10 protein-coding genes are annotated in these 10,180 nt (G+C 65.4%); 5 read left to right on the forward strand and 5 right to left on the reverse strand.

What is annotated here, in order from left to right; translation table 11 throughout:
* Positions 1–128 precede the first annotated feature (128 nt).
* From WA640_RS28590 to WA640_RS28610, 5 genes are all read left to right on the forward strand, one after another.
* A complete protein-coding gene (locus tag WA640_RS28590) occupies positions 129–1,562 on the forward strand; it encodes a site-specific integrase (protein ID WP_335992359.1) in 1,434 nt (477 codons plus the stop codon).
* Positions 1,559–3,301: a hypothetical protein gene (locus tag WA640_RS28595; RefSeq protein WP_335992361.1), complete on the forward strand. Its 1,743-nt coding sequence runs from the start codon at positions 1,559–1,561 to the stop codon at positions 3,299–3,301. The genes WA640_RS28590 and WA640_RS28595 overlap by 4 nt, the downstream gene beginning before the upstream one ends.
* The gene (locus WA640_RS28600; RefSeq protein WP_335992362.1) at positions 3,298–5,430 is read left to right on the forward strand and encodes a hypothetical protein; all 2,133 of its coding nucleotides are present in this window, start codon (positions 3,298–3,300) and stop codon (positions 5,428–5,430) included. The genes WA640_RS28595 and WA640_RS28600 overlap by 4 nt, the downstream gene beginning before the upstream one ends.
* Positions 5,427–5,816, forward strand: a complete 390-nt coding sequence (locus tag WA640_RS28605) for a hypothetical protein (RefSeq protein WP_335992364.1) — start codon at positions 5,427–5,429, stop codon at positions 5,814–5,816. Before WA640_RS28600 ends, WA640_RS28605 begins: the two co-directional genes overlap by 4 nt.
* Before the next feature lie 74 nt (positions 5,817–5,890).
* Complete coding sequence (locus WA640_RS28610; protein ID WP_335992367.1) at positions 5,891–6,406, forward strand: hypothetical protein; 516 nt, start codon at positions 5,891–5,893, stop codon at positions 6,404–6,406.
* Here WA640_RS28610 and WA640_RS28615 read toward each other — a convergent pair.
* The 5 genes from WA640_RS28615 to WA640_RS28635 form a co-directional block, all read right to left on the reverse strand.
* Positions 6,398–6,943 (reverse strand): hypothetical protein, encoded by a 546-nt coding sequence (locus WA640_RS28615; protein WP_335992369.1) that lies wholly within the window; start codon positions 6,941–6,943, stop codon positions 6,398–6,400. The two genes, WA640_RS28610 and WA640_RS28615, sit on opposite strands and share 9 nt — an antisense overlap.
* A gap of 16 nt (positions 6,944–6,959) precedes the next feature.
* Complete coding sequence (locus WA640_RS28620; RefSeq protein WP_335992370.1) at positions 6,960–7,607, reverse strand: hypothetical protein; 648 nt, start codon at positions 7,605–7,607, stop codon at positions 6,960–6,962.
* Positions 7,604–7,933, reverse strand: coding sequence for a PadR family transcriptional regulator (locus tag WA640_RS28625; RefSeq protein WP_335992372.1), 330 nt, complete (start codon positions 7,931–7,933; stop codon positions 7,604–7,606). Before WA640_RS28625 ends, WA640_RS28620 begins: the two co-directional genes overlap by 4 nt.
* 46 nt (positions 7,934–7,979) lie before the next feature.
* Positions 7,980–8,972: a hypothetical protein gene (locus WA640_RS28630; RefSeq protein ID WP_335992373.1), complete on the reverse strand. Its 993-nt coding sequence runs from the start codon at positions 8,970–8,972 to the stop codon at positions 7,980–7,982.
* A 42-nt stretch (positions 8,973–9,014) separates the two neighbouring features.
* Positions 9,015–10,180, reverse strand: a 1,166-nt coding sequence (locus tag WA640_RS28635; RefSeq protein WP_335992374.1) for a hypothetical protein, incomplete at its 5' end; no start/stop codon positions are given.

Consider the following 10,180-nt stretch of genomic DNA (forward strand, 5'->3'; position numbering starts at 1 on the left):
CTTCCCTGTTAACTCAGCGTGTTGCAGCAGCTCGTGTTGCGTCATGATGAGAGGGTGTTGCCGTGAAGCGGTGGCAGATTCACTGGGTTCGACCGATGTCGGCAAGGCGAGGCGCGGAGCATCCGCTGTTGGAGAACTCCGAAGCGCTTGCGTCAGGCGAAGCGCGGTTCGGCGTCCGGCAAGGAGACTTGTTTCTCACTGATCCGGAGTGCCGCGTCGACGCTCGCCTGACGCGGTTCTTCACAAGGTCGGCTTTCGCGCGGCTGGCGCGGGAGACGAAGCGCAACTACGCCACCGATCTTTGCGTCTTGTTCGACTTCCTCTGGCAGCGGGAGAAGACCTGGGTCGAGGCCACCGCCGACGACCTCTTTGACTTCGAGGACTGGCGCCGGCGCTCACCGGCAAATCCGCGGCGTATCAGCGGCTCGAAGTGGAACCGGGAACTGGCCGCCTTTCAGATGTTGTTCACCTGGGCGGCCGCACAGGAGCACATCCAGAAGAGCCCGATCCTGATGCGGCAGTTCACAGCCCGCGATCGTGAGCGGGGCGAGATCGCCGCGCTGAAGGCTATCGACGCGCGCTCCAGCAACGTCAAGTGGCTGACCCCGCGGACCTTCCGGCTTTGGCGGGATGTCGGATTGCGGGGCTTTGACGCGGACGGCCGCCGCGACCGGTCGTGGGCCGGCCGCAACGACGACCGGAACGCCGCGTTCGCGGACTTGCTGCTCTCCTCGGGGATGCGCCGCACCGAGGCCGGATCCCTGCTGACCGTCGAGATCCCCACCTCCGCCGCGACCGCGAAGCGGTTCTACGACGGCCGCCTGGCCTCGGCGGTCACCAAGAGCCGCAGGGCCAGGACCGTCTACATCGGGGCCGCGCCGCTAAAGGCCATCGAGACCTACATGCTCACCACCCGCCGCGCAGCGATCCGCCGCGCTCAGGCCCAGGGCGTCTACGAGCGGTTCGGCGGGCTCCGGATGGTCGAGCGCACTTCCGGGCGCGAGCACCAGGTGCTGCATTGGACCGACCGGTTCGGTCAAGCCGGTATGGCGCGGTTGGACGCCCTCGATCCGCAGGAGCGCCTGTCGCTGTTCTCCGAGGGGCCGGAAGGTCCCGAACCGTTGTGGCTGTGGTTGGCGGAGAACGGGATGCCGTTTCGTCCGCACTCCTGGGAGGCGGTGTTCCGGTCGGCGAGCGACCGCTGCCGGCGAGTGCTCGCCGGTTCGGTGGAGCATCCGCCGTTCCTGACGCCCCATATGGCGCGGCACTCCATGGCGTTGGTGATGCTGGTGGCGCTGCACCATGCCATGGACCTGCGGCTGGGCCTCACGGTCGAGGAACGGCGCGACTACCGCCTGCTCTACGGCGACCCCTGGCGCATGGTCAAGGACCTGCTCGGCCACGCCAGTGTCGAGACCACTCGCAACATCTACCTGGCGCCGGTCGCCGACCTGCAACTCCGGTCGCTGCTGACTGACGAGGACCTTCCCGACATCGCCGGGCTCCTGGCGCGGCTGGCAGCGGCCTCGGACCGCATCCTTGATCTCGGGGAGGTCGCGTGAGCGGGCGCGGGCGCCGCGCGGCGCTGCCGGAGGCCGGGCACCGGCGCCCGGCGGTCAGCGAAGGCGCCGGGCTCGTGGTCAGGCACGTCAGTGAGAACGGCGCGTCCGAACGGGCCTATGACTTCGGGTCGCTGCCGGTCACTGAGGACCTCCAGCGGGCACTCGCCGCCGTCTTCGCCCACCGGGCCGGCCCCGACGGCACCTGGCGCACCATCGACTCGAGCCGGGAAGGCTGGGTGCTGTTTGCCAAGTTCGCGCGCTTCCTCGCGGAGTTGGACCGCCCGCCGCGGACTCTTGCCGAGCTCACTCCCGGGTGTTGGGTGGCTTGGAAACTCAGCCGGCCCCTAACGAACCGGGGCTCGCGCCATCTCAGCGGTCTCGCCAATCTGCTCGGCGACCATCCGGAGATCCCTGCGGTGACGCGGTCGCTCATGAAGCAGCGCAGCCTGCTGCGGCCCCGGCCGAGTGAGGCGGCCTACAGCAAAGAGGACTACGGCGCGATTAAGACTGCCGCGCAGCGGGACCTGCGCCAGGCGCTCGAGCGCATCCGTCGCGGCACGCAGCACCTCGGCGACTGGCGGGACGGGAAGTTCGAGCAGGGCAGTCGGGACTGGCTCATCGGCGAGGCTTTGGAAGTGCTCGCCGCGACCGGCGACGTCCCCTTCTACTACGGCGATGCCCGTCACGGCCGCCGCGTCGTCTCGCGGTATCTGAAAGTGCTGGGAGGCTCTTCCTCAGTCAAGACCTGGCAGCGGCTTTTCCTGTCGAGCAACGAAGCAGTGTCCCTGGTCGCGCTGCTCGTTGCCGAACAGGGATGGAACGCCACGTCGGCGGCCGAGGTCCGCATCCCCGTTCACCACCCGGACTCGGGGGCCGACGGGTCGCGCACTTACACGCTGGAGTTGGAGAAGCGCCGGCGCGGCCAGCCCACCCGGTTTGAGACCCGCAACCTCACCGACTGGGGAGCCGGATCGCCCGGTCGGCTCATCACGAGCATCCTCGAGGTCACCGCGCCGGCACGGGCACTGCTGCTTCGTGAGGGGCTGCCTTCGGACCGGCTGGTGATCTCGCGCCTGTTCAAGCTCAACGGGAAACACGACCCCTTGCAGATGTTCCGCTCGGGTCAACTGGTCCCCACCGCCGTCCAGGACTGGGGGCGGACGATGGGGCTGGACTTCCCGCTGAACCTGCGTCGCCTGCGCAAGACCGCAGTCGCGCAGCACCGGCGCACCCCGGTTCAGCACAGTCAGGACGTCCACGACCGCGTCTACGTCCTCTCCGACCCTCAAACCGCGGAGAGGGTCGTCCCGGTCATCCAGCAGGGACTTCAAGGCGCCCTCGACCATGTCGCACGCACTTTTGTCGCCCGGCGCGGCCCCGAGCCCGAGACAGGGGACGACACGGCCACCGCCTGCTGCACGGACTACCGCAACAGTCCCTTCGGGACGCCCGGACAGCCCTGCCGGGCCTCGTTCCTGCTCTGCCTCGCCTGTCCCAACGCGGTTGTCGCTCCCCGACACCTGCCTCGGCTCACCTATCTTCACCAGGCGTTGGAGTCGCTCCGCGCGGTCCTGCCGACCGGGGTCTGGGAGAGCGACTGGCGCGAACATCACGAGCGCCTGGCCGACCTCAAACAGCAACACTGCACCGAAGCCGAATGGCGCGATGCGCTTGAGGCCGTCGATCGCGCCGACCGCGACGCGATCGACTCGCTGCTCAACCGGGGGTTCGAATCATGAGCACAGCCGCCGCCTTCACGCCTGCGTCGACCCCTACGGACCGGACACCGGTTTTCGACCCGGCCCGAGCCGTCGTCGACGATCCGGACTACATACCCGTCTACGGGGACCAGTTCTGGACGCTGTCCGCACTCGATGGCAATCCGACCAGGCAAAGCACCCGTATCGACTGGTCGAACTTCCCGGCGGCGCTGCGCGAGCAGTTCCGGCTCGCTGCCTGGGGGATCATCAACCTGCCGATTCCCGCCGAACTGCTCAGCACCCGCATCGGCACCATGCGGGGCCGGCTCGGCATCCGGGCGGTGGTCTCACTCGTCGGCCGCTGGCGCCGATTCGCCGCATGGCTCGACACTCAGTCGATCACGTCACTCGACCAGGTCACGGGCGAGGTCCAGTCCGAATACGTCAACTACCTGCACCGAGAGACGCCTTCGGGCCCCGACACCATCCGCCACCATCTCACCGGCTTGACGCGCCTTCATCTTCATGCCCTCGCCTACCTGCCCGGTCACTGCCGGATCGCCGAACCCCCGTGGTCGGGCCTCGGCCACCGCGCGTTCCTGCAACAGCCCCTGGCGGCCGGCGAGAACCGCACCGAGCCGATCCACCCCGACACCATGGCGCCGCTGCTGACCTGGGCGCTGCGGTTCGTCGAGGAGTTCGCCGACGACATCCTCACCGCGCGCGCCGAGTTCAACCGCCTGCGAGAGCGAGCGAAGCAACCGCGCACGCCCAGAGACAGACAAGTCCTGGAGCGCTACCTCGAGGAGTCCGTCACCGCGGGTCGATCGATACCGGTGAATCGTCACGGCCGATGGCCGGGCACTGCCTGCGTCTACATCGCCGGCACGCTCGACATCGCGGCCGAGGTCGTCTACCAGACCGTTGTCCGCCCCCGATGGCGGCAATACATCAGCGACCATCCCGGTCCCAGCCCGCTCAACATCCCGATCGCGGGCTCGATCGAGGGCGAGCCCTGGATCGAGATGATCGAATTCGACGAGATCCAGCCGCTGGTTCGGCACTTGGGCACCGCCTGCTACATCGTTCTCGCCTTCCTGACCGGCATGCGTCCCGGCGAAGTGCTGGTCCTGGAAGCCGGCTGCTGCCGAGTCGACGAGGCGGCCGGCCCCTCCCAGCCGAAGCGGGTCTCGATCACCGGCAGGCACTTCAAGGACGCACGCGACTCAGAAGGCAACCACCTCGCCACCGGCGAGGTCAGGAACACCCCATGGGTCACCGTTCACCAAGCCGCCCAGGCCATCGAAGTCCTCGAACGGCTTGTTGACACCGGGCTGCTCTTCGCCGTCGACCACCACGATTTCGAACGCAGCAACCGACCGCCCGGCCGCGCGCTCTCCCCGGGCGTCATCAACCAGCGCATCAGCGACTTCATCGCCTGGGCCAACAAGCAGAACGCCACCAAGCAGCCCGGAACCGGGCACATCCCGGCAGATCCCGCCGGGCCAGTCACCACGGCGAGATTCCGTCGCACCCTGGCATGGCACATCGCCCGACAGCCCGACGGACTGATCGCCCTCGCGGTCCAATACGGACACCTCCGGACTGTCGTCAGCGAGGGCTACGCCAGCCGCTCACGAGGCGGCATCCACGAGCTGCTCGACTTCGAAACCGCGCGGAGCGTCGCCGACTACCTCTCCGACCTTGGCTCCCAACTCGACGCGGGCACCGGTGTCTCCGGTCCTGCCGCGCAACGGCTGATCCAGGCGGTCGCCCAGCAGGGCGAGCAGTTCGGCGGCATCATCACCACCGAACGCCAGGCACGGGCGTTGCTCTCCGACCCGCTGCTCAACGTCTTCGAGAACAAGAAGGCGTATCTGACCTGCAACTACGATCCGCACAAGGCGCTATGCCATCCAGAACGGGCCGCCAAACGCACCGCCCCGAGCCTCGACCGCTGCGCAAAGGGCTGCGCCAACGCCGCCCGCACCGACGAGCACGCGCGGCAACTCCGAACCGAAGCGCAGCGCCTCAAGACTGAAGCCGCATCGATGCTTACCCCGCAGCCGATCGCCGATCGCCTCGCAGTGCGCGCTGAGCACTTGCACAGCCTCGCAGAAGTTCACGACGCCGAACGCATCGTCACCGCACCACGGAGGCCGCAATGACCGCAGCAGACGAGCGCGCGAAGATCATCGCAGCCATGAGCCGACTCCTCGACGGCATCCCTCTCCGATCCGACGGCGCACTGACCGTTGTCAGCCTCGCTGTCGAGGCCGAAGTCAAGCGGCATGTCCTCACACACCGGCACACCGATCTCAAGGACGAGTTCTACGCCAGAGTCCGAGCCCAGGGACACGTCCCCGACAGCGAACGCCGCCTGCGCGAACGGCTCGACCAAGCCGAGGCCCAACTGGCGGAACTTCGAGAAGAGAACACCGACTTGCGAGCTACCAACGAGGGCTACGCCAGGGTCGTCAACCTCCTCACGTTGGAAAACGCGGAACTCGCCAAGGGCGACGGGGCACGCGTCGTCCCGCTTCGGCGACCGTGACACCGGGGGTCGATCAGGCGAGCTGCCGAAGTGTCACCCTGCGATTAGGACCCTCGGCGGTTAGCATCCCGACCATGACCGACCTGAACAGCGTCACCGCCAAGCCGCCCGTTTCCGGCGAAGCGCAATCGAAACCGAAGCGGCCGCACCGCTGGATGCCGATGGGCCTGCGCAGCGTCACCTTGAGCCTGCGCGGCACCAAGACCCAGGCGATCGTTCCCCTGCGCGAGTTCCCCTGGGCGGCAGCGCTGCGGCCCGGCAACACGATCGACCTGCGGGCAGGCAAGAACGGCCAGATCCGCTCGCTCCGAGTCGAGATCCTCCAGGCCTGCCCGCACGCCGGCGTCGAGGAGATCCCCGCCTGCGGCGAGCACGACCCCGCCGCCCTCGCCCCCTGGAGCCCGGATTGGGACCGGATCCTCAACGTCTCCCGCCGCGCCCGCGACCCCGAGCACGCCGACGAACGCGACCAGGCTGGCTGGGTCGTCCTCACCTACATTGCACTCAACGAGACCCGGACAACGCGCAAGGGGAGAACTACTCGGCCGCCGGAGTCGGCCTCGGGCAGCTCTCCGAAGCGGTCAGTCTGAGTGCTCGGCTTGGCTTTGCTTGGAGCCGTTGCGATGCGCATAGTTGCGGAGGTCAGCGAGGAGTGCTTCCAGCGCTCGAGGTTCCCAGACCGTTTCGACACGGCCGTCGATGAAATGAACCAGAATGTGTTCGCCATGGTCGACGACCACGAAGTGATCGATGCCGTATTCCTGAAGCCTGCCGAAGTACTGCTCAGTGAGTTCGAGGAATTCGTCCGGGCTGAAGCCTCCCCGAGCCTTCCCTCCGATCTTTGAGAGGCTGTCGCGAGTCTGCATTGACATCCGCTGCTCCCGGATCGCCAAGGGCAGCAGCAATACTCGTCCGAAAGCGAACCGGAGTCGGGAAAGACTGTCTGCGATCGACTCGAGTTCGGCCTCCCACTCTTCGGCATAACGTTCGACAGTCTCCTCATCGCGAAGTCTGCGGGCGGCCCAGCGGACCATGCGCTGAGGCAGCCAGGGCGAGAACCGGCTCAACCCGGCCAGAGCCAACGCAACCGTCATCACTATCAGCCCCAAAGGAACCAGGAAATTCATGCTCAATCCCGTCAAGTCAGTCAAGAGCAACTGCATCGGTGTTCGACGCGGACGAGCGTCGTTGCAGTGACGCATTGAGGGATTGCTTCTGCTCCTCGGTGAGCATCTCCCAGCAGGGCTGCATGCCCCACTCGCCGCTGCGGGTGTCGGAAATGAGGCGGGCCTTGCTCGGTAGGTCGTCGGTCCATTGAAACTCGGTGTCCGCCACCATAGCGCCGTTTGCGCCGCGGAAGATCGTAAGGCCAAGGTCCGGGTGATACTTGATTTCGATCAGTCCTGTTGTCATGCCGGCCTTCGCCAACTCCTTGATCAGGCCATGCCCATGGGTCTTGACGAACGTCGCAGGTCCTGGCGCATCGACCGCGGTCGACTTGTGGCGCGTTTGCGCGGCCCGGCGTCCCCTGGCATCGATACGGACCTCGATGACGGTGAGCGGGAGCAAGACCAGACGGCAGAGGGCATAGCCCAGTTTGACGAGCTTGCCGGGCTTGGTCTCCAGTTCGGCCGCCCACTCCTCCGCGAATCGTTCAGTCGCGAACTCATCGCGAAGCAGGAGCGCTGCGACGCGGATCAGCTTCCGGGCCAGCCAAGGCGCAAGCTCAGTGAACTCGGACAGCAGCAGCGGCATCACGATCAGGGCAAGCCAAAACTCCATCGTGGTCACGCGCCCGCCAAGCCGGGGCGGAAGCTGTTGACGCCGGACCTTCTTGCGGGTCGACGCTCAGCGACGAGAGCACGCGCGGCAGCAAGGTGATCGGGATGGAGCTCATAGAACCGGCGGCGCGGTCCCTGCCGCTCGCCGCCATCGCCCTCCCAATGGCTGGTGACCCACTCGCAGCGTTCGAGTCGCATGAGGATCGGGGTGACCGAGCCGGCGGGCCGCCCGATGGCCTTGGCGATCTTCAAGCTATACAGCGCATCGTCACCGGACAGCAGCACCTCGAGGACATCGAGGGTCGCCGCGGTGACCTTGAACGGCGTCTTCTCCATGCATCTAACTCTAACTAGTTAGAGTTAGGATGTCAACATCGGTCGGTCAGAAACTGATCTCGTCGGCCGGCGCCGCGCCGCGGTTCTCGACGGCCGGTTCCTCGCCGAGGGATTCCTCATCGAAGCGGCCGTAGTAGTCGCGTTGCATCCATGCGGGATCAGCCGCTCGCGTCTCGGCTGCCGCGAGCCGAAGCGCTGCGGTCACCACGAACTGCATGCAGAAATCGAATGCCTCCTGGTCCGGGGCATACCCGAGCGGAGCAGCCCAGTGGATGCCGCCTTGGAAGTTGCTGGAGTACTGCGGAGTCAGGCGGTCGAACCGCAGGAACTCCGAGCGGTCGAGTCCCAGAGACACCAGGCGCATGCCCTCCTGGATCGGGCGAACGGCCTCGACAAGTCGCTTCACGACCTCGTCCAGGTCGGTTCCACTCCGGAAGAAGTTGTCGATGTCCCTCAGCTGCGGCCCGAACGCGAAGTCTGATCTCCGGAGGCCCACAGTTACTGGTTGATGCGCGGCGAAGAGCTGGTCGAACGCTTCACGAAGACGCTTCATCGCGGTGACGATGTCGCCGTTGGACATCGCGGCCTCAGCCTCATGGGCCAACTGTCGGGGCAGGTCCTGGCCGATCAGATCGACCATCGAGATCGAGCTGTAGTCGACGTCGAACACCATCTGGACCCCCGAAGCAAGAAACGTCGCGGTGTTCGCTACGGCATCCTCGATCGTTTGGGCACCAGGATGAGTGCTGCGGTGTTTCAGCTCTCGCCGCTGATTGGACAGCACCTCCATGTCCTGATACATGGGGAGACTCCTGCCACCGAGATGAGGCTTCAAGAGCTTCCAGTATCCGAGGAAATTGCCGGAGTCCGGCTCATTGAAGTGCTTCGCGGCGAGGATGAGAAAGGACTCCGCAGCGTCATGCAGCAGTAGAAGACTTGTCGAGGCCATTGGCTCAGGCAGCTTCGCCTGGTCGACTGCCAGCCGATGGAGGTATCGGATATAGGCCAGCTGACGCACCTGGCCCTGAGTGATGCTCATAGGACTGATGATGGCACCCTGCGCTGACACCACCCTCTGAGGTCAGGCGATATCAGGCTCGGTCTCATCGGTTTCGGGTCGGTCCGAATAAAACACATGGAGATGAACTCGGCCGTCGTCTTCACGCACTAGCCAGGCTGGGTCGGCTGCATGGCCTTCGGCGGCAGCCATTCGCAGCGCCGCGGTGACGACGAACTGAAGGCAGAAGTTGAACTCGTCGCGATCAGGAGCATAGCCAGTCCCAGCGAGCCAGTGAATCGTCCCATCGTCATACGGACCCTCGGGAATTGGGACAAGCCGGTCGAATCTCAGAAACTCTCCGAAGTCAATCGCCAGGGCTGCAAACATGACTCCAAGCCGCAGCGGCCGGAGAGCTGAGCCGAGCTGTGCAAGTTCGTTCAGAACATCCTTCAGTCTCTCCTCGGCCTCTGATGGGTCCGGGGCCTCCAGACTTCTGCTGGCCGCGAATGCTTTCTCTCTGAGTTGTGAGAGCGATGAGAGGTCGAAGGCCAAGGGTGAGCCTGTCCTAAGTCCGCTCCCGGGCCGGTCTGGGTTAAAGAGCTCGTCGAAAGCTCTTCTCAAATAGGTCATCGCAGCGACGATGTTGCCCGCCGAAGCAAGATCCTCGGCCTTCTCGGCGAACGTCTTGACCTCCGCCTGACTGATGATGTCTACTAGCGAGACCGTCTCATAGTCCTCGCCGAACACCGTCTGCGTTGCCCCTGCGAAGAACGCCGCGACCTCGGTAACAGCACTGCCGATGTCACGCGGACTTGGCTGAATACCGTGGTGTTTGAGATTGACGCGATGCTTGTTCAGTTGAAACATGCCAGGCTTGTTCGGGAGCACAGTTGCCCCTGGAAGCTTCTTGCCCAGTTTGTCCCAGTACTCCATGAAGTCGTTCGGCGGCGTCAAGCTGAAGCGCTTCGCCGCAAGCCGGAGAAAGGACTCGACCGCGTCATGAAACAGAAGGATGCTCACGGACGCCATCGGATATGAAAGCCGAGCCTGCTCAACCCCAAGTTGATGAAGGTACTTGATGAACGCGAGGTGCTCAACCTCATCGGAAGTGGCCGACATGTTGAGATCATGGCACCCCTTCTCTCCGCAGTCCTTGAAACAGGGGAGGTTCTCATCGAGGCTCGCAGAAGGACTGCGGGGTCCGAGAAACCTCGGATCGCAACACGCCAGGACTTGACAGGGAACAC

Origin of the sequence: Glycomyces sp. MUSA5-2 (genome assembly GCF_037034145.1) — a bacterium.
Classification (GTDB): Bacteria; Actinomycetota; Actinomycetes; order Mycobacteriales; family Micromonosporaceae; genus Glycomyces; species Glycomyces artemisiae.